This window comes from Kitasatospora sp. NPDC033851 (assembly GCF_055576085.1).
On the sequence record NZ_JBVIRL010000039.1, the window covers coordinates 15815 to 38986 of the forward strand.

At 72.8% G+C, this 23172-nt stretch carries 19 protein-coding genes; 3 read left to right on the forward strand and 16 right to left on the reverse strand.

Going from position 1 to position 23172, the window contains the following annotated elements:
• Positions 1 to 182: 182 nt before the first annotated feature.
• The 8 genes from truB to rimP all read right to left on the reverse strand — a co-directional run bounded on the left by truB (position 183) and on the right by rimP (position 8737).
• Positions 183 to 1112: a tRNA pseudouridine(55) synthase TruB gene (gene truB / locus ACZ51D_RS39520; RefSeq protein ID WP_465665088.1), complete on the reverse strand. Its 930-nt coding sequence runs from the start codon at positions 1110 to 1112 to the stop codon at positions 183 to 185.
• A gap of 57 nt (positions 1113 to 1169) precedes the next feature.
• Complete coding sequence (locus ACZ51D_RS39525; RefSeq protein ID WP_465625239.1) at positions 1170 to 2273, reverse strand: DHH family phosphoesterase; 1104 nt, start codon at positions 2271 to 2273, stop codon at positions 1170 to 1172.
• A 2-nt stretch (positions 2274 to 2275) separates the two neighbouring features.
• Positions 2276 to 2719: a 30S ribosome-binding factor RbfA gene (rbfA, locus tag ACZ51D_RS39530; protein ID WP_360505294.1), complete on the reverse strand. Its 444-nt coding sequence runs from the start codon at positions 2717 to 2719 to the stop codon at positions 2276 to 2278.
• A 153-nt stretch (positions 2720 to 2872) separates the two neighbouring features.
• The gene (locus ACZ51D_RS39535) at positions 2873 to 3169 is read right to left on the reverse strand and encodes a DUF503 domain-containing protein (RefSeq protein ID WP_360505296.1); all 297 of its coding nucleotides are present in this window, start codon (positions 3167 to 3169) and stop codon (positions 2873 to 2875) included.
• A gap of 152 nt (positions 3170 to 3321) precedes the next feature.
• Entirely contained in the window at positions 3322 to 6510 is a 3189-nt protein-coding gene (gene infB / locus ACZ51D_RS39540; protein ID WP_465665090.1) for a translation initiation factor IF-2, read from the reverse strand.
• 230 nt (positions 6511 to 6740) lie between these two features.
• Entirely contained in the window at positions 6741 to 7034 is a 294-nt protein-coding gene (locus tag ACZ51D_RS39545) for a YlxR family protein (RefSeq protein WP_360505300.1), read from the reverse strand.
• 104 nt (positions 7035 to 7138) lie between these two features.
• On the reverse strand, positions 7139 to 8143 hold the full coding sequence (gene nusA, locus ACZ51D_RS39550; RefSeq protein ID WP_360505302.1) for a transcription termination factor NusA: 1005 nt from the start codon (positions 8141 to 8143) through the stop codon (positions 7139 to 7141).
• 54 nt (positions 8144 to 8197) lie between these two features.
• Entirely contained in the window at positions 8198 to 8737 is a 540-nt protein-coding gene (rimP, locus tag ACZ51D_RS39555; protein ID WP_360505304.1) for a ribosome maturation factor RimP, read from the reverse strand.
• Between the two features lie 293 nt (positions 8738 to 9030).
• Between rimP and ACZ51D_RS39560 the strand changes: the two genes are divergently transcribed.
• Together ACZ51D_RS39560 and ACZ51D_RS39565 are read left to right on the forward strand one after the other, a co-directional pair.
• Positions 9031 to 10020 (forward strand): ferritin-like domain-containing protein, encoded by a 990-nt coding sequence (locus ACZ51D_RS39560; RefSeq protein ID WP_465665118.1) that lies wholly within the window; start codon positions 9031 to 9033, stop codon positions 10018 to 10020.
• A 31-nt stretch (positions 10021 to 10051) separates the two neighbouring features.
• On the forward strand, positions 10052 to 10975 hold the full coding sequence (locus ACZ51D_RS39565) for an aminoglycoside phosphotransferase family protein (protein ID WP_465665092.1): 924 nt from the start codon (positions 10052 to 10054) through the stop codon (positions 10973 to 10975).
• 83 nt (positions 10976 to 11058) lie between these two features.
• On the opposite strand, the gene ACZ51D_RS39570 is transcribed toward ACZ51D_RS39565, so the two are convergent.
• The 5 genes from ACZ51D_RS39570 to dxr all read right to left on the reverse strand — a co-directional run bounded on the left by ACZ51D_RS39570 (position 11059) and on the right by dxr (position 16644).
• Positions 11059 to 11607 carry a GNAT family N-acetyltransferase gene (locus ACZ51D_RS39570; protein WP_465625247.1) on the reverse strand — a complete coding sequence of 183 codons (549 nt, stop codon included), beginning with the start codon at positions 11605 to 11607 and terminating at the stop codon, positions 11059 to 11061.
• Between the two features lie 76 nt (positions 11608 to 11683).
• The gene (locus ACZ51D_RS39575; protein ID WP_465625276.1) at positions 11684 to 12559 is read right to left on the reverse strand and encodes a GNAT family N-acetyltransferase; all 876 of its coding nucleotides are present in this window, start codon (positions 12557 to 12559) and stop codon (positions 11684 to 11686) included.
• 169 nt (positions 12560 to 12728) lie between these two features.
• Complete coding sequence (ispG, locus tag ACZ51D_RS39580; protein WP_360505310.1) at positions 12729 to 13889, reverse strand: flavodoxin-dependent (E)-4-hydroxy-3-methylbut-2-enyl-diphosphate synthase; 1161 nt, start codon at positions 13887 to 13889, stop codon at positions 12729 to 12731.
• 144 nt (positions 13890 to 14033) lie between these two features.
• A complete protein-coding gene (locus ACZ51D_RS39585) occupies positions 14034 to 15341 on the reverse strand; it encodes a M50 family metallopeptidase (RefSeq protein WP_360505312.1) in 1308 nt (435 codons plus the stop codon).
• A 58-nt stretch (positions 15342 to 15399) separates the two neighbouring features.
• Positions 15400 to 16644 (reverse strand): 1-deoxy-D-xylulose-5-phosphate reductoisomerase, encoded by a 1245-nt coding sequence (gene dxr, locus ACZ51D_RS39590; RefSeq protein ID WP_465665094.1) that lies wholly within the window; start codon positions 16642 to 16644, stop codon positions 15400 to 15402.
• Between the two features lie 85 nt (positions 16645 to 16729).
• Between dxr and ACZ51D_RS39595 the strand changes: the two genes are divergently transcribed.
• Positions 16730 to 17398, forward strand: a complete 669-nt coding sequence (locus tag ACZ51D_RS39595) for an NAD(P)-binding oxidoreductase (protein ID WP_465665096.1) — start codon at positions 16730 to 16732, stop codon at positions 17396 to 17398.
• A 93-nt stretch (positions 17399 to 17491) separates the two neighbouring features.
• On the opposite strand, the gene ACZ51D_RS39600 is transcribed toward ACZ51D_RS39595, so the two are convergent.
• From ACZ51D_RS39600 to ACZ51D_RS39610, 3 genes are all read right to left on the reverse strand, one after another.
• The gene (locus tag ACZ51D_RS39600; RefSeq protein ID WP_465625252.1) at positions 17492 to 18934 is read right to left on the reverse strand and encodes an aldehyde dehydrogenase family protein; all 1443 of its coding nucleotides are present in this window, start codon (positions 18932 to 18934) and stop codon (positions 17492 to 17494) included.
• Between the two features lie 241 nt (positions 18935 to 19175).
• On the reverse strand, positions 19176 to 20744 hold the full coding sequence (locus ACZ51D_RS39605; protein ID WP_465665098.1) for a PucR family transcriptional regulator: 1569 nt from the start codon (positions 20742 to 20744) through the stop codon (positions 19176 to 19178).
• Between the two features lie 186 nt (positions 20745 to 20930).
• On the reverse strand, positions 20931 to 23003 hold the full coding sequence (locus tag ACZ51D_RS39610; RefSeq protein WP_465665100.1) for a type IV secretory system conjugative DNA transfer family protein: 2073 nt from the start codon (positions 23001 to 23003) through the stop codon (positions 20931 to 20933).
• Positions 23004 to 23172 lie beyond the last annotated feature (169 nt).

Sequence of the window (23172 nt, forward strand, 5' to 3'; positions counted from 1 at the left end):
GCCCCGACCGCGCCCACGCCGCTCACCACGGGCGTTCACCTCGCGCGCTCCCTCGTGCGGGTGACCTTTCCCGGTCGGGTGATGGGGCCCCCGGAAAGCGGAGATCCCCCGTCGGGAGGACTCCCGACGGGGGATCTCGAGCGGCACTGCGGGCCGTCAGCCGACGGCGGCGCCAAGGGCGGTCAGCCGACGAACACCGCGACCGGCTTCGCCTGCCCGTCCTTCTCCTCGACCAGGGCGAGGAAGCGCCCGTCCGGCCCGAACACCGCGATCGGCCCGTCCACGCCCAGCCCGGGCGCCTTGAGGCGGGAGCCGTGCGACAGCTTCTGCGCCGAGGCCTCGTCCAGGTCCCAGCGCGGGAAGGCGGCCGCCGCGGCCTCCGCGATCGGCAGCACCTCCAGCCCCGTGGCGGAGTCGCCGGTGACGGTGGCCTCGAGCTGCTCCAGGGTGCGCGCCGACTCCACCCCGTACGGCCCGACCTTGGTGCGCCGCAGCGCGGTCAGGTGCCCGCCGACGCCCAGCCCGGCGCCCAGGTCCCGGGCCAGCGCCCGGATGTAGGTGCCGGAGGAGCACTCGACGGTCACGTCCAGGTCGATCACCGGTGTGCCGTCCTCGGCGACCGCCGGGCGCTGCTCGTGCACGGTGAAGGAGTGGATCGTGGTCGGCCGGGCCGCGAGTTCGAAGTCCTCGCCCTCGCGCACCCGGGCGTACGAGCGCTTGCCGTCGATCTTGATCGCGCTGACCTTGGACGGCACCTGCATGATCTCGCCGGTGAGTGCCGCGATCCCGGCGTCGATCGCCTCCCGGGTGACGGCGTCGGCCGGGGTCGAGGCGGTGATCTCGCCCTCCCGGTCGTCGGTGACAGTGGTCTGGCCGAGCCGGACGGTCGCCTCGTACGTCTTGGCGGTGAGCATCAGGTGGCCGAGCAGCCGGGTGGCCCGCTCGACACCGATCACCAGTACGCCGGTGGCCATCGGGTCCAGCGTGCCGGCGTGCCCGACCTTCCGGGTCCCGGCCAGCCACCGCATCTTGGCGACGACCCCGTGGGAGGTGATGCCCTCGGGCTTGTCGACGATCACCAGGCCGTCCGGGCCGGTGCCTTTGCGCTTCATCGGGTTCTTTCTCTCAAAGCGTCGGACCTGAAAGCGTCGGAAAACGTCAGGAGATGATCAACGTACCGGCCGCAGCGCGTCCCGGAACCGCTCGACCACGCCGGCCACGTCCTCCCGGACGCTGAATCCGGCCGCGTAGACATGCCCCCCGCCGCCCAGTTCGGCGCAGGCCGCGGCGACGTCCACCGCCCCCTTGGAGCGCGAGGAACCGCGCAGCGTGCCGTCCGGGTCCTGCTTGAGCACCAGCGCCACCTCGGCCTCGGCCGGGCGGCGCAGGATGTCGATCAGCCCCTCGATCTCCTCGACCGTGACGCTGAACAGCGCCAGGTCCTGGTACGGCACCCAGGTCCACACCAGGCCGAGGCCGCCGGCCGCCTCCGGCTCGTAGACGGCCCGGTCGAGCGCGCCCGCGAGCACCTTGAGGTAGCCGAAGGAGGAGGTGTCCCACAGCTGCCGGGAGATCAGGTCGTGCCGGATGCCGGTGGCCAGCAGCCGGCCGGCGAATTCGTGGGTGGCGGGCGTGGTGGCCCGGTACCTGAACGAGCCGGTGTCGGTGGCGACGCCGGTGTAGAGGCAGGTGGCCAGGTCCCGGTCGAGTTCGACGCCGAGCCGGCGCAGCAGTTCGTCGACCAGCACGGCGGTGGCCGGCGCGGCCGGGTCGATCAGCTGGTGGGTGCCGAAGCCCGGGTTGGAGGCGTGGTGGTCGAACACCACCAGGACGGGCGCGGCGAAGGCCTTGTCGTGCAGCAGGCCGAGCCGGCTCTCCGCGGCCACGTCGAAGCAGAGCACCAGCTCGGGCACGTCCGGCACCTCGGCGGCCGGCACGATCAGCTCCTGGCCGGGCAGGAAGGACAGCGACTCGGGCACGATCTGCGGGTCGTCACCGAAGGAGACCCGCACCTGCTTGCCGAGCGCGCGCAGCGCCAGCGCGGCCGCCAGCGAGGAACCCAGCGCGTCGCCGTCCGGGCAGATGTGGCAGATCAGGTCGATCGAACGGGCTCGCCCGATCTCCGCCACCACCTGCTGCCAGAGCAGCTCGAACCCGCTCTCCTCGGCGCGCGGCCCCGGAAGCGCCGCGAGGGCACCCTCCACCGTGCTGGTGGAAGACGCCCCCGTGGTCGTTCCGGCTCGCGAGGCGGCCTGCGCCGGCTCACCCGCCATGACTACTCGTCCTCGTCGTCACGCTCGGACGCCGGAACCCGGTACGGGTCCGCGTCGCCGGCGAAGCTCGCCCCGGCGGCCTGCGTGCGCACCGCGGCGTCGGAGCTCCGGGCCCGGTCGAGCAGGTCGTCGATGTTCCGGGCGTTCTCCGGCAGCGCGTCCGCGACGAAGGTCAGCGACGGGGTGAAACGCACCCCGGTCTGCTTGCCGACCTCGGAGCGGAGCACGCCCTTGGCGCTCTCCAGCGCGGCCGCGCTGGCCTGGCGCTCGGTCTCGTCACCGTAGACGGTGTAGAAGACGGTGGCCTCGCGCAGGTCGCCGGTCACCCGGGTGTCGGTGATGGTCACGAACCCCAGTCGGGGGTCCTTGATCCGCCGTTCCAGGGTCTGGGCGACGACCACCTGGATGCGGTCGGCGAGCTTGCGCGCCCTTGCGGTGTCGGTCACGTTGCCTCCTCGTGCAGTGGGCCCGGTACCCGGGCGAGCTGCGCACCCGTCGGGGCCCACGCCCCAAAGTACCGGCCCGCGCCCGGCCTTGCGGGCGCTCTCGGTCCTGATCTGTGTGAGAACGGCGACTTCCGCCGACCGGCTCCACAGCTCTCATTCATCGTCGTCGTTGTGGTACCTCCTCCTCGCGGAGAGGAGTTGTACCTCGGGGCGGCCGGCGACCAACCGCTCACAGCTGTCCAGGATCTCGGTGATGTACCCGGCATCGCCGGACACCACCGCGAGGCCGATCTCGGCCCGGCGGTGCAGATCCTGGTTCCCGGTCTCGGCAGCGCACACGCTGTACTTGCGCTGCAGTTCGGCCACGATGGGCCGCACGATCGAACGCTTCTCCTTGAGCGAGTGGACGTCGCCCAGCAGCAGGTCGAAGGTGAGTGTTCCCACGAACATGTATGACAGGTCTCGCCGACCTGGAAGGCCTCGGGGACAGCCCTGAACCGGGCTGGTACTGCTACATCTGACTTACCCCGGGACCCTACACAGCGAGACCGGGGCCGGTCGACGGAAATACCACCCGTCGACCGGCCCCGGCAGCCACCCGCTTACGCGCGCGGCTTCTCGCGCATCTCGTAGGTCTCGATGACGTCCTCGGTCTTGATGTCGTTGAACGACCCGAGGGTCACACCGGCCTCGAAGCCCTCGCGGACCTCGGTCGCGTCGTCCTTGAAACGACGCAGGCCCTCGATGGTGAGGCTCTCCGCCACGACCTTGCCGTCGCGGATGAGGCGTGCCTTGGCGTTGCGGCGCAGCAGGCCCTCGCGGACGATGACACCCGCGATGTTGCCGAACTTGGAGGAACGGAACACCTCGCGGATCTCCGCGGAACCGAGGCGCACCTCCTCGTACTCCGGCTTGAGCATGCCCTTGAGGGCGTTCTCGATCTCCTCGATCGCCTGGTAGATGACCGAGTAGTACCGGACGTCCACGCCTTCCTTGTCGGCCGCGGTACGGGCACGGCCTTCGGCGCGCACGTTGAAGCCGATGATGATGGCGTCGGAGCCCATCGCCAGGTTGACGTCGGACTCGGTGATCGCACCCACACCGCGGTGCAGGATGCGGAGCTCGACCTCCTCGCCGACGTCCAGCTTGACGAGGGCGTCCTCCAGGGCCTCCACGGAACCGGAGACGTCACCCTTGATGATGAGGTTGAGCTGCTCGATCTCGCCGGCCGCGATGGCCTTGTCGAGGTCCTCCAGGGACACCCGGACCCGGCGCTGCGCGAAGGCGGCGTTGCGGTCGCGGGCCGAGCGCTTCTCGGCGATCTGACGCGCGGTGCGGTCCTCGTCGACGACGATGAAGCTGTCGCCGGCGCGGGGCACCGAGGTCAGACCGAGCAGCAGCACCGGACGGGACGGACCGGCCTCGGTGAGGTGGTTGCCGTTCTCGTCGAGCATCGCGCGGACGCGGCCGTAGGCGTCGCCCACGACGATCGAGTCGCCGACGCGGAGCGTACCGCGCTGCACGAGCACGGTCGCCATGGCGCCGCGGCCCTTGTCGAGGTGCGCCTCGATGGCGATACCCTGCGCGTCCTGCTCGGGGTTGGCCCGCAGGTCGAGCGAGGCGTCCGCGGTCAGGACCACGGCCTCCAGCAGCTGGTCGATGTTCAGACCCTGGCGCGCGGAGATGTCGACGAACATGGTGTCGCCGCCGTACTCCTCGGCCACCAGACCGAACTCGGTCAGCTGACCGCGGACCTTGGTCGGGTCGGCGCCCTCGACGTCGATCTTGTTGACCGCGACCACGATCGGCACACCGGCGGCCTTGGCGTGGTTCAGCGCCTCGACCGTCTGCGGCATGACACCGTCGTTGGCCGCGACCACCAGGATCGCGATGTCGGTGGACTTGGCACCACGGGCACGCATGGCGGAGAACGCCTCGTGACCCGGGGTGTCGAGGAAGGTGATCGGGCGCTCTTCGCCGTTCACCACGGTGGCGACCTGGTAGGCACCGATGTGCTGGGTGATGCCACCGGCCTCGCCGGCCACCACGTTGGACTTGCGGATCGCGTCCAGCAGGCGGGTCTTACCGTGGTCGACGTGACCCATGACGGTGACGACCGGCGGGCGCGGGGCCAGCTGGTCCTCGTCGCCCTCGTTGGCACCGAAGTCGATGTCGAACGACTCCAGCAGCTCGCGGTCCTCGTCGTCCCGGCTGACGATCTCCAGGATGAAGCCCATCTCGCCGGCCAGCAGCTCGAGGGTCGCGTCGGAGACCGACTGGGTCGCGGTGACCATCTCACCGAGGTTGAACATGACGGAGACGAGCGCGGCCGGGTTGGCGTTGATCTTCTCCGCGAAGTCCATCAGCGAGGCGCCGCTCGACAGGCGAACGGTCTGGCCGTTGCCGCGAGGCAGCATCACACCGCCGACGGACGGGGCCTGCATGGCCTCGTACTCCTGGCGCTTCGCCCGCTTCGACTTGCGACCGCGCGCCGGGCGACCGCCCGGGCCACGACCGAAGGCACCCTGCGTGCCACCACGGGCACCCGGGCCGCCGGGGCGACCGCTGAAGCCACCGGGACGCGGGCCGAAGCCGCCGCCGCCACCGGGGGCACCGCCACCGGGACGCGGGCCGCCGAAGCCGCCGCCACCGGCCGGACGCGAGCCCGGACCGGCCGGACGACCCTGGAAGCCGGGACGGGCACCGCCGGCACCCGGACCACCCGGACGACCGCCGGGGCCACCGGGACCACGGCCACCCGGGCCCGGACGCGGGCCCGGAGCCGGACGCTGCGGCATCATGCCCGGGTTCGGGCGCGGCATGCCGGACGGGGTCGGGCCGCCGGGACGCGGCGCGGCCGGACGCGGCATGCCGTCGGGACGCGGACGGTCGCCACCCGGACGGGGAGCACCGGCACCCGGACCACCCGGACGCGGACGGTCGCCACCGGGACGCGGCGCACCGGCACCCGGGGCACCGGCGGGACGCGGACGGTCGCCACCGGGACGCGGCGCACCGGCACCCGGGGCACCGGCGGGACGCGGACGGTCGCCACCCGGACGGGGACGGTCGCCACCCTGGGCGCCCGCACCGGCCGGACGCGCACCCGGCGCACCCTGACGGCGCTCGCCGGGGCGACCCATGCCGGTCGCGCTGCCCGAGGTGAACGGGTTGTTGCCCGGACGCGGGCCGGCCGGACGCGGGCCCGGACGGGCGCCGCCGGTGGCCTGGCCGCCGCTCGGACGCGGGGCCTGGGCGGCCGGACGCGGGGCATCGGCGGCCGGACGCGGGGCATCGGCGGCCGGACGCGGGGTGTCACCGGCCGGAGCCGGCGAGGAGAACTCGGCCGCGGGAGCGGCCGGGGCCGCCGGAGCAGCGGGACGCGCGGCCGGGCGGGGGCCCGGGGTCGGCGCGCCCGGCTTCGAGGCGGCCGCGGGGGCCGCCGCCGCAGCGGCGGGAGCGGCCGGAGCGGCGGGAGCCGCGGCGGCCGGGGTCGGACGGGGACCAGGGGTCGCGCTGGGGCGCGGACCCGGGGTCGGGCCACCCGGCTTCGGGGTACCCGAGCCGGCAGCGGGGGAGGGCGCCGCGGACTTCCGCGGACCCGGCTTGGCAGCGGAACCACCACCGGTGGGGGCCACACCAAGCGCGTCAGTCAACTTGCGCACGACCGGCGCCTCGATCGTCGAGGACGCCGAACGGACGAACTCGCCGAGCTCGGTGAGCTTGGCCATGACGGCCTTGCTCTCCAAGCCAAGCTCCTTGGCGAGTTCATAAACCCGGACCTTAGCCACTTCACTCCTGTCTATGAGTCCGGGGGTCTCGTCCGCCGGACTGTCGCTACTTCATGGGCGTACCCATCGCGTACTCATCGCGTACTCATCGAGTGCTCATCGCAATCTCGACCTACTTCCACATCGCGAGGTACCTGACTGGTGGCACGGCGCGCGGCTGCCCGCGCGCTGTGCTTGTTGCGGTGGTTCTCCGCCGCGTGGAGCGACGGCCGTCACGGGAGGTGGCCCGCCTAGGAGGCTCCGCCTGCCCGCTCCCCGATGAACTCGCGGAGCCGCTCCGTGTCGAGCGGGCCCTGGAGGCGGAAGGCCCGAGGGAACGCCCGACGGCGGACCGCGAGGTCGAGGCAGGCCGGATCGGGGTGCAGGTGAGCGCCCCGGCCCGGCAGTGCGCCACGGGGATCAGGGACGCACTCGCCCTCGACCGCCGTGACACGCAACAGCTGATGCTTGGCCGCCCGCTTGCGGCAGCCCACGCAGGTGCGTTCCGGGCGTGCTCGGACGTGCGTCCGGCCAGACGAAGGCAAGTCTACCCCTCCGAAGCGACATGGCGCCGCCCCGCAGATCCCAGGGGACCACGGGACGGCCAGGAGAACACCGACCACCGGTCGGCCGCCACCCGATTTCTTTCCTACTGAGGACGGTCGCCGTCCTCCGACTGGCCCTCGGTGTCCGGCCGGATGTCGATCCGCCACCCGGTGAGACGGGCGGCCAGACGGGCGTTCTGCCCCTCCTTGCCGATCGCCAGCGACAGCTGGTAGTCCGGCACGATCACCCGCGCGGAACGCTGGACGGCGTCCACGATCTCCACGCTGGTCACCCGCGCGGGGGACAGCGCCGAGGCGACCATGTCCCGGGGGTCCTCCGACCAGTCGACGATGTCGATCTTCTCGCCGTGCAGCTCGCCCATCACCGCGCGCACCCGGGCGCCCATCGGACCGATGCAGGCGCCCTTGGCGTTCAGCCCGGCCCGGCGCGACCAGACCGCGATCTTGGTGCGGTGGCCGGCCTCGCGGGCGATGGCGGCGATCTCCACGCTGCCGTCCGCGATCTCCGGGACCTCCAGCGCGAACAGCTTCTTCACCAGGTTCGGGTGGGTGCGCGACAGCGTCACCGAGGCCCCGCGGACCCCGCGGCGGACCGCCACCACGTAGCACTTCAGGCGGGTGCCGTGCCGGTAGTCCTCGCCCGGGACCTGCTCCTGCGGCGGCAGGATGGCCTCCAGCTTGCCGATGTCGACCAGCACGTTCTTCGGGTCGTTGCCCTGCTGGACGACACCGGTGACGATGTCGCCCTCCTTGCCCGCGTACTCGCCGAAGGTCTGGTCGTCGGCGGCGTCACGCAGGCGCTGCATCATCACCTGGATACCGATGCTGGACGCGATCCGGCCGAAGCCGTTCGGGGTGTCGTCGAACTCCTTCGGCTCGACCCCCTCGTCCAGCTCCGTCGGGTCCTCCATCGCCCACACGGTGACGTGGCCGCTCTTGCGGTCCAGGTTCACCCGGGCCCGGCGGCGCGAGCCCTCGGTGCGGTGGTACGCGGTGAGGAGGGCGGACTCGATGGACTCGACCAGCAGGTCGAAAGGGATGTTCTTCTCGTTGACCAGCGTGCGCAGGGCACTCATGTCGATGTCCACGGCTACGCCTCCTCGTCTTTCGTCACGTTCGTCATGGTCGTACGGCACCCGGGATCACTCGGCGCCGTCGTCCCCCTCGTCGAAATCGGCGGCCTCGTCCAGGAGCTTCTCGTCGTCCTTGCGGTTGAACTCGACCTGGACCCGTGCCCGGGCCACCTCGCCGTACTCCAGGCGGCGCTCCTTCGGACGGCCGCGGCCCTTCACCGGCTGCACCTCGACCAGCGCGCCGTCCTCGTCGGCCTCCAGCACCCGGGCGACGATCTCCCCGCCGTCCACCAGGTGGATCTTGGCCAGCCGACCCTCGGCCCGCTGCCAGTGCCGGGGCAGCACCAGCGGACGCTCCGCACCCGGCGAGCCGACCTCCAGCAGGTAGGCGTCGTCCCCCATCAGGTCCGACTCGTCCAAGGCCTCGCCGACCACCCGGCTGAACTCGGCGATGGCGTCCATGTCCACACCGCCGTCGGTGTCGACGTCGATCTGCACCTGCCGACGGCTGCCCGCCTTGGTGACCCTGACGTCCTCCAGGTCCAGTCCGGCCTGCACGGCCAGCGGCTCCAGCAACGCTCGCAGCCGGTCGGTGTGGGTGGTGCTCATCCGGGTGGACTCCTCGGCCGCGTCTGCTGTTGTCAGAAGGTCGCCCCGCGCCCCCGGCGCCACACCAGGTCACGGCAGCTCGGCCCAAAGCCTATCCGGTGAAGCCCCCAACCACCGATTCCGGACCACCCCCGGCCGCTCGCACACCACCCACTGCGAGCAAGCTCACACCTGCCCGCCCGGGACCCGGTGTGCCCGAACCAGGCCCGAGATCGTGGGGATTCTGTAATCATTCACGCCAACGAGGGCAGGCGGGGAGTCCGTCCTCCCGTACACGCCCCGGAGTGACCCCGATGCAGCCGCCCAGCCGACGGACCCTCCTGTCCCTCGGACTGCTCACCCTCACCGCCGCCTGCACCACCGACCACCCCGGCCCCACCCCCGGCACCACCGGCCCCCGCCCCGACCCGGACGCCCCGATCCGCCTCCGCGCGATCGCCGCCACCGACGTCCTCCTCGCCGGGTACGACGCCCAGCCCGCACCCCCCGGCGGCCGGAGCGCGGACCTGCGCGCCGAGAACGCCCGGCACCGCGCCGCCCTCGCCGAGGGCCTGCCCGCCTCGGCCCTTCCGTCACCGCCCGTGACCACCGGCCCCACCCCCACCCCCGGCACTCCCACGCCCGTCACTCCCGCGCCCGCCGCCGACGGCCTGGCCGCGCTGGAACTGCGGACCGCCGAGTCGCACCTCGCCGACCTCGACGCCGCCGGCCCGCCCCTCGCCCGCCTGCTCGCCTCCATCGCCGCCGCCCACACCCTCCACGCGACGGTCCTGGGCGCCCCCGCCCCACCGGTCACCGCCCGACCCGCCACCTCCCCCTCGGCGGCCCCCACCCCCGGCGCCGCCGCCCTCACCGCCCTCCAGAACGCGCTCGGCGCCGAACACGCCGCCGTCTACGGCTACGGCGTCGTCGGCGCCCACCTCCCTGAGGACCCCCAGCGCACCGACGCCCGCACCGCCTACGCCGCCCACCAGGCCCAACGCGACACCTGGCAACGCCTGCTCAACTCCCTCGGCAGCGCCCCCACGCCCGCCGCCGGCGGCTACCGGCTCCCCTTCCCGGTCACCTCCCCCGCCGACGCCGGCAGACTCGCCGCCCACCTGGAAGCCCGCCTGACCGGCGTCTACGCCGACCTGGTCGCCGCCGTCCCCACCCCGCACCGCCTCACCGCCGCCCTCGCCCTGCGCGAGTGCGCCCTGCGCGCCCACCGCTGGGGCGCCCCCGACCAGCCCTTCCCGGGCATACCGGACCGGATCCCCACCCCCACGGCCACCACCGGCTGAGACTCCGCCCCCGACCCCCGACAATGGACCCATGTCGGGAGCCGCACCCACCATCACCGTCCCCACCTGGCTGACGCACACCGTCACCGCCACCCACGGCGACGCCGGCCGTCGATGGCTCGCCGCCCTCCCCACCAGGGCGGCCGCCCACCTCGCCGCCTGGGACCTCACCCTGGAACGCGTCCTCGACCCCGGCGGCAGCCTCAGCCTGATCGCGTACGTCCACCGCGACGACCTCTCGCCCGCCGTCCTCAAGACCGGCCTGCTCACCCCCGAGACCACCCACGAGCACGCCGCCCTCCGACACTGGGCCGGCCGGGGAGCCGTCCTCCTCCTCGACGCCGACCCCTCCGAGGGCGTCCTCCTACTGGAACGCCTCCACGGCGAGATCCCGCTGCGCTCCCTCGCCGAGCCCAAGGCCATGCTGGAGGCCACCAGCCTGCTGCACCGGCTCTGGGCGGAGCTCCCCGCGGAGCACCCCTTCCCCACCCTCGCGCAGCGGGTCGCCGCCACCGCCGAGCGGGTCGAGGAACACCGCTCCCACCCCGCCGCCACCGAGGCGCAGTCCCTGATCACCGAGGCCCTGGACACCGCCCGGGGCCTGACCGGCTCCACCGACGAGTCCTTCCTCCTGCACGGCGACTTCCACCACGGCAACGTCCTCGCCGCCGACCGCGCCCCCTGGCTGGCCATCGACCCGCGCCCCGTCGTCGGCGAGCGCGCCTACGACCTGGCCCGCCTCGCGCTGGACCGCGCCGACACCCTGCTCGGCTCCCCCGGCGTACCCGCCGCCGTCCGCCGCCGTCTCCACCAGCTCTCCGACGCGCTCGACGTGGACCGGGACCGCCTCCGCGGCTGGGCCCTGTTCCGCGCCGTCGACCTGGCCCTGCGCTCCCTCGCCGCGGACCGCCGCGAGGACGCCGAACTCCACCTCGAACTCGCCGGCTCGCTCTGATCCCCGGCTCGCTCTGATCCCCGGCGCGCCGGGACTCGGCCCGCTCCGAGCCCCGGCCCGCGCGGCGGGACCAGGACCCGACTTCAGACGCCCGACCCGCGCAGCGGCAACCGGGCCCCCATCACCGCGTACAGCCGGTCCGTCGCCGGGAACCGCACCGCCCGCGCCAGGTCCTGGTACCCCAACGCCCGGTACAACCGCCGTGCCGGCGTCTCCGCGTCGATCGCCGAGAGAATGCTCCGCTCCAGCCCGGACCGCTCGCACAGCGTCCGGATGAGCCGCGAACCGACGCCCTGCCCTTGGAACTCCGGCAGCACGTGCAGTTCGGTGACGGCGAAGACCCCGTCCAGCCAGCCCCCGTGCCCCCGGACGGTCAGGTAGGGCTCGATCACCGTGCTCCACCAGTGCTCCCGCTGGTTGGGCATCCCGTACCCGAACCCGACCAGCCGCCCCCCGCTCATCGCCCCGAGCGCGATCACCCCCGACTGCTGGGCGTGCCGCCCGACGATGTGCAGCCGTACCGCGACCTCCTCGGGCGTGAGCCCGAACGCCACCGCCTGGACCTCCAGCGCCTGCGGCGCCCAGTCCGCAAGGTCGATGGCCTCGATCGTCACCCCGGTCAGCTGATCCATGCCCCGGACGTTACTACCAGCGGCCCCCGAACGCGGCCGAAGATCCCAACACAGCCGCCCCTCGGGAGCGACGCCCTCAGAACAACACGCTCATGAACGCCCCGACCTCCCGGAACCCCACCCGCCGATAGGCCGCCCGGGCCCGCAGGTTGAAGTCGTTGACGTAGAGCGACACCACCGGCGCCACCTCCCGCAGCGCGATCTCCAGGACCGCCGCCATCCCCGTCTCGGACAGCCCCTGCCCCCGGTGCTCGGGCGCGACCCAGACCCCCTGGATCTGGCAGGCGCCCTCCGTCACGGCCCCGACCTCCGCCTTGAAGACGACCTGCCCGTCCTCCCCGAACCGCGCGAACGACCGTCCGGTGGAAACGAGTTCGGCCACCCGAGCCTGGTACAGGAGCCCGCCGTCGCCCGCCAGCGGCGACACCCCGACCTCCTCGGTGAACATCGCCACGCACGCCGGCATCAGCGCCTCGACCTCGGTGTGCCGCACCCTCCGCACCAACGGATCCGGCGCGATCTCCGCCGAGGGCACCGAGGTGGCCAACAGCGGCTGGTGGCCCCGGACTTCACGCGCAGGACCCCAACTCCGCTCCAGCAGCGCCCAGAACGCGGCGGTGGCCTCGGCCGGCCCGACGATCGAGGAGCAGCGCCGCCCCTGCCGACGGGCCCGCTCGGCGAAGGCCGCGACCGCCTGCGGCCCGGCGTCGACCAGGACCAGGTTCGCCCCGGCGTAGCAGAGCGCGCCCAGGACGCCGTCCCCGTCGTACCAGCCCCACAGCTCCCCGCCGAGCCGCCACGGGTCGAGCCCGACGGCCTCGACCCGGGTCGCGACGAAGGCGTTGGCGACCGGGTCGCGGTGGAGGATCTCCAGGGCGTCCGCGAGGTCGGGCGGCTCCAGCACGCGGGTGGTGGCCAGGGCCCGGGCGGCCTGGAAGGAGCTCGGGAGCATCACACCTCGATCGAGCATCGAGACAGCACCTCACTGAGACGACTCTGGCCGCACCCTACTCCGTGGCCCCACCCGGCTACGGCTGCGGGGCCGTCCGCGAACGGACGGCCCCGCTTCCGGAAAACTTCACGCAGGCTTCCCCGCGCCATCAGGACGGACTACGAAGGGTTCACTCCCCCGCGACGACGCTCGGCGCCCCCGCCTCGACGCCGGCCGCCTGCATCTGCTCGGCGAGCTTGAGCGCCTCCTCGATCAGGGTCTCGACGATCTTCGACTCGGGAACGGTCTTGATGACCTCGCCCTTGACGAAGATCTGGCCCTTGCCGTTGCCGGAGGCGACACCCAGGTCGGCCTCACGCGCCTCGCCCGGCCCGTTCACGACGCAGCCCATGACGGCCACCCGCAGCGGCACCTCCATGCCCTCCAGGCCGGCGGTGACCTCCTCGGCGAGCTTGTAGACGTCGACCTGGGCGCGGCCGCAGGACGGGCAGGAGACGATCTCCAGGCCGCGCTCGCGCAGCCCGAGCGACTCGAGGATCTGGTTGCCGACCTTGATCTCCTCGGCCGGCGGGGCGGAGAGCGAGACCCGGATGGTGTCGCCGATGCCCTCGGCCAGCAGCGCCCCGAAGGCGACCGCCGACTTGATGGTGCCCTGGAAGGCCGGCCCGGCCTCGGTCACGCCGAGGTGCAGCGGGTAGTCGCACGCGGCGGCGAGCTGGCGGTAGGCGTTGATCATCACGACCGGGTCGTTGTGCTTGACCGAGATCTTGATGTCGCGGAAGTCGTGCTCCTCGAACAGCGAGCACTCCCACAGCGCGGACTCGACCAGCGCCTCCGGGGTGGCCCGGCCGTACTTCTCCAGCAGGCGCTTGTCGAGCGAGCCGGCGTTGACGCCGATCCGGATCGGCACGCCCGCGTCCTTGGCGGCCTTGGCGATCTCGCCGACCTTGTCGTCGAAGGCCTTGATGTTGCCCGGGTTGACGCGCACCGCGGCGCAGCCGGCGTCGATCGCGGCGAAGACGTACTTCGGCTGGAAGTGGATGTCCGCGATGACCGGGATCTTCGACTTCTTCGCGATGATCGGCAGCGCGTCGGCGTCGTCCTGCGACGGGCACGCGACCCGGACGATCTGGCAGCCGGACGCGGTCAGCTCCGCGATCTGCTGCAGCGTGGCGTTGATGTCCGCGGTCACCGTGGTGGTCATCGACTGCACCGAGACAGGGGCGTCGCCGCCGACCGGCACGTTGCCGACCATGATCTGCCGGGAGTAACGACGCTTGGCGAGCGGCTTGAGCGGCAGGGACGGAATACCGAGCGAGATCGCGGTCATGTGCGCAGGGTTCCCCGGGGTAGAGGTGTGGTCGACCGCCCGGCCGTTGGAACGGCCGAGGCCGGGCGCGCTGACGATCGCGCACCCGGCCTCCACGGTACGGCACCGCAACGGGCCCCAGCACACCCGCCGTACCCGAACGCCCTAGCTGATCTTCACCGGGTTCACCAGGTCGGCGACCATCACCAGCAGCGTGAAGCCGATGAAGATGCTGGCCACGACGTACGCCACCGGCATCAGCTTGGCGACGTCGAACGGGCCCGGATCGGGCCGCCGGAACAGCTGTGCGAAGCGGCGCCGGACCGCCTCCCAGACCGCGCCGGCGACGTGGCCGCCGTCCAGCGGGAGCAGCGGCAGCATGTTGAAGAGGAAGAGCGACAGGTTGATGCCGGCCAGCAGGTTAACGAAGAACGCGACCCGCTGGGTGGCCGTCTCGTCGGGGAGGGAGAAGACCTGACCGCTCACCCGGGCGGCGCCGACCATGCCGATCGGCGAGTCCGGCTCGCGCGGGGCGTCGCCGACGATGGCGTTCCACAGCCCGGGGATCTTGCCGGGCAGGGCGACCAGCGATTTCACCCCGTTCTCGGTCATGTCGTACATCCGGTCGAGGGACTGCCCGAAGTCCAGCCGGACCACGCCACTCGCAGGAGTGAACCCGAGGAACCCTGCCTTGACGGTCTGCCCCTTGAGCGGAACGTTGTTCCCGTCGTACTTCTGGACGTCGTTGACCGCGATGGTCGGGTTGAGGGTGAGCCGCTGCCCGTCCCGCTCGACCTCCACCGGGACGGCCTTCCCGGCCGAGCGGCGGATGTCCGCCTGGAGCTGGTCGTAGGTGCGGATCCGGTCGCCGTCGAAGGAGAGGATCTTGTCCCCGGCCTTCAGTCCGGCCTGGGCAGCCGGCGTCTGCGGGGCGTCCGCCGGGCAGTTGTCGGTGGGCTGGCCCGCCTTGACCACGCACTGGGCGACGGTGCTGACCGTCGGCACGTTCATGGAGACGCCGAAGCCCATCATGACGGTCAGGAAGAGCCCGAACGCCAGGATCAGGTTCATGAACGGCCCGGCGAACATGACGATGACGCGCTTCCACGGCTTGCGGGTGTAGAAGAGCCGGTGCTCGTCACCCTCCTGGAGCTCCTCGTAGGAGGCCTCGCGGGCGTCCTCGATCATGGTCCGCCAGGGCGAGCTGCTGCGCTTGGTGATCCGGCCGTCCTCACCCGGCGGGAACATCCCGATCATCCGGATGTACCCGCCGAACGGGATCGCCTTGATGCCGTACTCGGTCTCGCCCTTGCGGCGCGACCAGAGGGTCGGGCCGAAGCCGACCATGTACTGCGGCACCCGGATGCCGAACAGCTTGGCCGTGGAGAGGTGGCCGAGTTCGTGCCAGGCGATCGAAATGAGCAACCCGATGACGAAGACCAGGATGCCGACCACCGTCAAAACCGTTGCCACCGCTGGTCCTCCGTCATGCCGCTCCACTCATCGTCTCGTCCTACCGCAATCGAGGCCGTCAGCCCGCCGCCAGCTCACGGGCCCGGGCGCGCGCCCAGTCCTCCGCGTGCAGGACGTCCTCCACCGTCAGGGAAGTTCCCGACGCGGCCGGCCCGCCGTCGTACTGTCCGTGCTCGGCCACGACCTTGGCAACAGTGTCCACGATTCCGGTGAAGGCGAGACCGCCCTTCAGGAACGCCTCCACACATTCCTCGTTCGCCGCGTTGAACACCGCCGGGGCGGTGCCGCCCAGGGTGCCCACCTCCCGGGCCAGCTCGACCGCCGGGAAGGCCTCGTTGTCCAGCGGGAAGAACTCCCAGGTGGCGGCCTTCGTCCAGTCACAGGCGGGAGCGGAGTCCGGCACCCGGTCCGGCCAGCCCATCCCCAGCGCGATCGGCATCCGCATGTCCGGCGGACTGGCCTGCGCCAGCGTCGACCCGTCGGTGAACTCCACCATCGAGTGCACCACCGACTGCGGGTGGACCACGACCTCGATCCGCTCGAAGGGCACGTCGTACAGCAGGTGCGCCTCGATCACCTCCAGGCCCTTGTTGACCAGGGTGGCCGAGTTGATCGTGACGACCGGGCCCATCGCCCAGGTCGGGTGCGCCAGCGCGTCCTGCGGGGTCACCCCGGCCAGCTGCTCGCGGGTGCGGCTGCGGAACGGGCCGCCGCTGGCGGTGACCACCAGCTTGCGCACCTCGGCGCGGGTCCCGCCGGCCAGCGCCTGGAACAGCGCGGCGTGCTCGGAGTCCACCGGCACGATCTGGCCCGGCTTCGCCACCGCCTTCACCAGCGGACCGCCGACGATCAGCGACTCCTTGTTGGCCAGCACCAGCACCCGGCCCGCCGCCAGCGCGGCCAGCGTCGGCCGCAGCCCGATCGACCCGGTGATGCCGTTCAGCACCGAGTGGCACTCCACGGCGGCCAGCTCGGTCGCCGCGTCCGGGCCCGCCAGCACGGCCGGCAGCGGACGGCCCGCCGCCTTCGCGGCCAGCGCGTCCCGCAGCGCCGGCTCCGCCGCCGGGTCGGCCACCGCCACGGTGTGCACGCCCAGCCGCAGCGCCTGCTCGGCCAGCAGCTCCACCCGGCCCCCGGCCGCCGACAGGGCGACCACCCGGAAGCGGTCCGGATTGCGGAGCACCACGTCGATGGCCTGGGTGCCGATCGAACCGGTCGAGCCGAGGATCACCAGCTCCCGGGGGCCGGAGGGGTCCGCCACGGTGGGCGTGAAGCGCAGCTGCGGGTGGGCGAGCGAAGTCATGCGCCCATTGTGTCCTGTCCGCGACCGCGCCACTCCCAGGACTTCCCCAGGACGACCCGGCACCCCTCGGGCTACCGTCGGACCCATGCGTACCGTCATCGCCGGGGGCCACGGAAAGATCGCGCTGAAACTGGAACGGCTGCTCGCCGCACGCGGCGAGCGCCCCGCCGGGATCATCCGCCGCCCCGAACAGGCCCAGGACCTGACCGACGCCGGAGCCGAGCCGCTTCTGCTCGACCTGGAGGCCGCCACCGCCCCGCAGCTCGCCGAACTGCTCTCCGACGCCGACGCGGTGGTCTTCGCCGCCGGAGCCGGACCGGGCAGCGGCGCCGCCCGCAAGAACACCGTCGACCGCGACGCCGCGGTACTGCTCGCCGACGCCGCCGAACTCGCCGGCGTCCGCCGGTACCTCATCATCTCCTCGATGGGCGCCGCCGACGACGCCCACTACCCCGCCGACGAGACCTTCGAGACCTACCTGCGGGCCAAGGGCGCCGCCGACGACGCCGTACGGGCCCGGACCACGCTGGACTGGACGGTCCTGCGCCCCGGGCAGCTCACCGACGGCCCAGGCACCGGCCTGGTCCGCCTCGCCCCCTCGGTCGGGCGCGGCACGGTGGACCGGGCCGACGTGGCCGCCGTCCTGGCCGCCCTGCTGCACGAGCCCGGCACCGCCGGACTGACCCTGGAGCTGGTCGCCGGGAACGCCACCGTCGAGGAGGCCGTCGCCGCCGCGGCCGGGCACGACGGCTGAACGCGCGGAGGGCCCGGTTCGACGAACCGGGCCCTCCGTCAAGCGGTCTTGCGTCAAGCGGTCTTCGTCACGCGGTCTTTCGGGGGTCGTCCCTCAGAGGTCGAGGCCGGTCAGGACCAGCACCTTCTCGACCGTGTAGTCGTCCATCGCGTACTTGACGCCCTCACGGCCGACACCGGAGTCCTTCACACCGCCGTACGGCATCTGGTCAGCGCGGTAGGACGGCGCGTCGCCGATGATCACACCGCCGACCTCCAGCTCCCGGTGGGCCCGGAAGGCGGTCTGCACGTCGTGCGTGAACACGCCCGCCTGCAGGCCGAACGCCGAGTCGTTGACGGCCGCGAAGGCCTCCTCCGTGCCGTCCACCCTGTGCAGCGACAGGACCGGGCCGAACACCTCGGCCTTGGCCAGGATCGCGTCCTCGGGCAGCTCGGCCAGCACGGTCGGAGCGTAGGTCGCGCCCTCGCGGGTGCCGCCGGTCAGCACCTTGGCACCCTTGGCGACCGCGTCCTCCACCCAGGACTCCACCCGCTTCGCGGCGTTCTCGTCGACCAGCGGGCCGACGTCCGTCCCGGCGTCGTTCGGGTCACCGGTGACCTGGGCCCTGACCTTGGCCACGACCTTCTCCACCAGCGCGTCGTACACCGACGCGTCGGCGATCACCCGCTGCACCGAGATGCAGGACTGGCCGCCCTGGTAGTTGGCGAACATCGCGATCCGGGTGGCCGCCCAGTCCAGGTCGGCCTCCGAGGACCAGTCGGCGAGGACCACGGCCGCGGCGTTGCCGCCCAGCTCCAGGGTGCAGTGCTTGCGCGGCACCGAATCCATGATCTGGTAGCCGACCTTGTCCGAACCGGTGAACGAGATCACCGGCAGGCGGTCGTCCTGCACCAGCGCCGGCATCCGGTCGTTCGGCACGGTCAGGATCGACCAGGAGCCGGCCGGCAGGTCCGTCTCGGCCAGGATCTCGCCCAGCACCATCGCCGAAAGCGGCGTCGCCGGGGCCGGCTTCAGGATGATCGGGGCACCGACCGCGATCGCCGGGGCGACCTTGTGCGCGACCAGGTTCAGCGGGAAGTTGAACGGGGCGATGCCCAGCACCACACCGCGCGGGAAGCGACGCACCACCGCGAAACGGCCCACGCCGCCCGGGTCGGTGTCCAGCCGCATGGTCTCGCCATTGGTGCGGCGCGCCTCCTCGGCGGCCCAGCGGAACACCGACACCGCGCGGCCGACCTCGCCGCGGGCCCACTTGATCGGCTTGCCGTTCTCGGCGGTGATCAGCTGGGCGAGCTCCTCGGTGCGCTCGGCCAGCCGCTTGGCCACGTGGTCCAGGGCGGCGGCACGCTGGTGCGCCGGGGTCGCGGCGAACACCGGCAGGGCGGCGACGGCGGCGTCCAGCGCCTCCTCGACCTGGGCCTCGGTCGGGATGCTCACCTTGCCGACCAGACGGCCGTCCCAGCTGTTGTGCACCTCGAAGTCGGCGTCACCGCTCGCCCGGCGGCCGGCGAGCCAGAAATCGTACGTGGTGGTCACCGTGGTACCGGCCCTCTCCTCGTCGTCGTACGGCCCGCACGGACGTGGGACCAGAACCCGAGAGTAGGTGCGTCGGCGCGCCGACCGGATTGGCCGACTAGGAGCGTTCGGCCCCGAGGCCACTCCACCGCGTCCAGCCGACCGATCCGTTCCTGGCGCCTCCTCGCTGTTTGGCGCCTGTTCCGGGTCGGTTCCGCGCGGTTCCGGGTCGGCTCCGCGCGGTTCCGGATCGGCTCCGCGCCTATTCCTCGCCGGAACGAAGCGCCAGCCACAACTCCATGCGCACATCCGTGTCGTCCAACGAACGGCCCAGCAACTCCTCGACCCGCCGCATCCGGTAGCGCAACGTGTGCCGGTGCACACCCAGGTCCGCCGCCGCCGCGTCCCACTGACCGTGCCGGGACAGCCACGCCCGCAGCGAAGCCACCAGGTCACCACGCGCCGTCCGGTCGTGATCGCGCAGCGGCCGCAACAATCCCTCCGCGAACGCCGTCACCGCGTCCTCCCCGAGCAGCGGCAACAACGAACCCGCGCCGACCTCCTCGTGGTCCACCGACCGGCGACCACCCCGCAACGCCACCGCCAGCGCCCGCTCGGCCTGCGCGTACGCCGTCCCGGCATCCTCCAACGCGGCCGGCGCCGACACGCCCAACGACAGGCCCTCGTGCTCCTCCACCGCACCCAGACACGCCCGGTGCACCGCGCCGTTGTCCAGCGCCAACACCATCAGCCGCAGCCCGTGCGCGCCGTCCTCCCGCGCCACCAGCAGCTTCTCGCCCACCCGGGAACCCGCCTGCTCCGCCCGGTCGCCCAACTCCCCGAGCGCCTCCGCGGCATCCGCGTTCGCCGCCCCCGCGCCCGCCACCAGAACCCGTATCGTCCCCTCCGGCATGCCGCCGAACAGCCCCACCGCGACCTGCCGGGCCGTCGCCACCTCACCGGCCAGCACCATCCGCAGCAGCGCCGCACCCATCCGCTCCTCCGCCTGCCGCAACTCGCGCGAGCGCTCCAGCGTCAGAGTCAGCAGCGCCACCGCCGCGTTCAGCACATACCGCTCGGTCGGCGTGATCCGGTCCTCGGTCCCGACCGCCAGAAAACCCCGCGCCCGCCGGTCCGCCCCCAGCGACTGGACCACCACGTAGTCCTCGTCCGCCGTGTCTATCCCCGGCGCACGCCCCTGCAACGCGGCACTCGACGGCGCCGGCCGCCGACGCAGCCGATCCACCTCCGCCGCCAACCGCCCCGCCCGACGCGCCGCCCAGTCCGGCGCCACCACGGACAACGCACCCGAGCCGTCGTACAGCGCCGCCCAGCCCCCCAGGCGCGCCGCCAGCCGACGCACCACGGCCGTCGTCCCGTCCTTGCCCAGCGCAGCCCTGGTCAGCTCCTCCTGCGCCTCGAAGCTCGTCGTCACCGCCTCGTACTGCTCCGCGGCCAACGCCGCCGACACCACCTTGCTGATCGCGATGAAAGGCGTCGGCTCCGGCACCCGCAGCAACGGCAACCCACGCTGCGCCGCCGCCTCCACCAACGGCTGCGGCACCTCCGTGTGCGACAGCCCCACCCCCAGCCCCAGCCCCACCACCCCGGCATCGGCCAGCCGGTGCACATACGCCTGCAACTGCGCCGCCGTACGGCCCAGCTTGATACCGGTGGTGAGCAGCAGCTCACCACCCTCCAGGAACGGCGTCGGGTCGTCCAGCTCACTGGTGTGCACCCAGCGGACCTGCCGCTCCAGATGGTCCGCACCGGCGAGAACCGTCAGATGAAGCGAGCTGTTGCGGACAACGGAGGCGAGTGTGGGGGGCATGGCACCTTCGGGGGATCGACCTGACCGCGCCATTGCGGCCGGGCGAGGAGAGGGACGTGGGAGTGGTGAGGGTCTCTCCCCTTCATTATGGACGCACCGGACAACCGGCACTGCCGAATCCACCTCGAAGGCGACTTCCGGCCCGGCCCCACCACGCCCGGTCCCGCCCCGGGCCCGGCCCCGGTCTCACCCCCGCAGGTCCACCAACAACGGCGGCACCTGCTCCCCCGACACCGCCGTCAGCGACACCACCGCATGCCCCGCCGGCAACGCGTGCGCCAGATCCGACGGCGACCACCGCAACCGCTCCACATCCCGCGTCGTCACCGACTCCGTCTGCGCCGTCGTCCCCGACAACGCCTTCCGCCCGACCCGACCGGCGCGCCGTATCACCCCCCCGGAGGTGTCGGGGGTGTGGGTGACCGCCGTCTCCTGCACCAGATGCGTCCCCCAGGCCTCCGAGAACAGCCGCCCGTCCCACGGCGCGATCCCCGGGAACGCCATCCGGCAGCCGACCGCGCCGAACAGCGGTGCCCGCAGCGCCTCCGGCAGGTCCACCAGAGTCCGCAGCAGCAGCACCGTGCCCGCGTTCGCGCCCCGCATCCGCTGCAGCCCGCGCACCGCGGTGGCGTCCAGCGCCGCCGAGGCGTCGTCCACCACCAGGCCCGCGAACAGCGAGCGGTCCTCGCGGGCCCCGGCCGCCTGCACGAACTGCCCCACCACCAGCCGCGACAGCATCCGGGCCGCCTCGGGGTGACTGCGCTCGGGCAGCTTCACCCGCACCCGCAACGGATGGTCCAGCACCCGCATCGCGAACGGGGGACGGCCCGTGCCGTCGGTCGCGAAAGCGCCCTCGAACGCGGGCCGCTCCAGCAGCGCCAACCGGTCCGCCAGCAGCGACCCCGGATCGTCCGCCCGGTCGCGCTGGCGCTCGCGGTACTCCAGGTCCCGCTCGTGGAGAGCCAGCCGGCCCGCCGTACCGAGCGCCTTCACCAAGGCCGCCAGCGCGTCCTGATCACCGCCCAGCAGCGCCCGCAGCTCACGCACCACCGGGTAACGGCCGTACGCGGCGTGGAACGGACCCACCACCTGCTGCAGCGCGGTGCGGGCGTTCTCCGTACGGGCGGTCAGCTCGTCCGGCAGCAGCGCCTCGGCCAGCCGGGCAGCCGCCTCGTCGGGGTCCTGCGCGGCGCCGTAGAGGTCCAGCCCGTACACCGAGGACGGGTCGCCGGGCGCGATCACCACGTCGTACCAGGCGTCCGGGCCGAGATCCGCGTCGGCCGCCCCGATCACCACCACACAGGCGGTACCGGCCAGCGCCTGCAGGCACAGCGCCTCCGCGACCGGCCGGGCCAGCCGTGCGGTCTTCCCCGTCCCGGCCGGGCCCACCGCCAGCACCGAAGTGCCCAGCAGCGCCGGGTCCAGCGCGAAACCGGCCGCCCGGTGGCTCACCGGATTCTTCGGCACGTCCTGCGCGGTACCGAGCCGGACCTGGCCGAGCAGCAGATCGTGCTCCTCCGCCCGACCGGACAACTCGCGCGTCTCGGAGGGATGAGCGAAAGCCGCCCCGCCGCGGGCGGCCACCTGCTCGATGAACGCCGGCACGAACACCGGATCCGCCTGCGCGGACTCCCAGGCGCGCTGGATCCGCACGTAGTCGACATCCCCCACGGCCTCCCCGTCGAGCCGCGCCGCCGCCTCCGCCGCCCCACCCCGCCGCAGCCCGTCCCACGGGTCCTGCCGCCGCGCCGCCTCGGCCGCCGCCGGGGCGTCCTCCTCGGCGCGCTGCTCCTGCGTCACCGTCCGCGACAACAGCGGCGACACGTACCGGCGCCACACCTCGGGCCAACGGCCCATTCGGCCGAAGACTTTGATGACGATGCCGAGAACCAGGACGTTCAGTGTCAGGACCACCGACGTGGCAACGAAGGCCGACTGCGACGGAAGGACACCGATCATCGTCGTTCCGGCCGTGGCGAACTCCACCCCGTAGACAAAGGCCAGCCAAGCCACCACCGCGTTGAGCCCCGCCCGCAGCAGCAGCGGCCAGGTCGCGACCTTGGCTGCCTCCGCCCGCTCCGGGTCGAGTCGGCGGTAGCCGAGCCGGTAGACGCCCGGTTCGGCTTCGGGGCGCGGGGCGCAGGCCCAGCCGGGGAGGTCGAAGGAGGAAGGGGAGGTACCGGGCCGCTGGTGGGGCAGGGGGGTCGGGGGTCTGGTGGTGGTGCGCTCGCCGTGGTGGTGTGACCCGTCGTGTGCCATGTACGGCCCCGCTCCCTCGCCCGCCCGGCCCGACCGCCGTCGGTGCCGCCATACCCATGTCGCCGTACCGGCGACACGCCCGCGCTCAGGGTAGTGGAGCGGGGCCTGCGGGTAGTCGCGTCGGCTGGGCTGGCCGTGCCGGACAAGTCGGATGGCGCACTGCTACCGA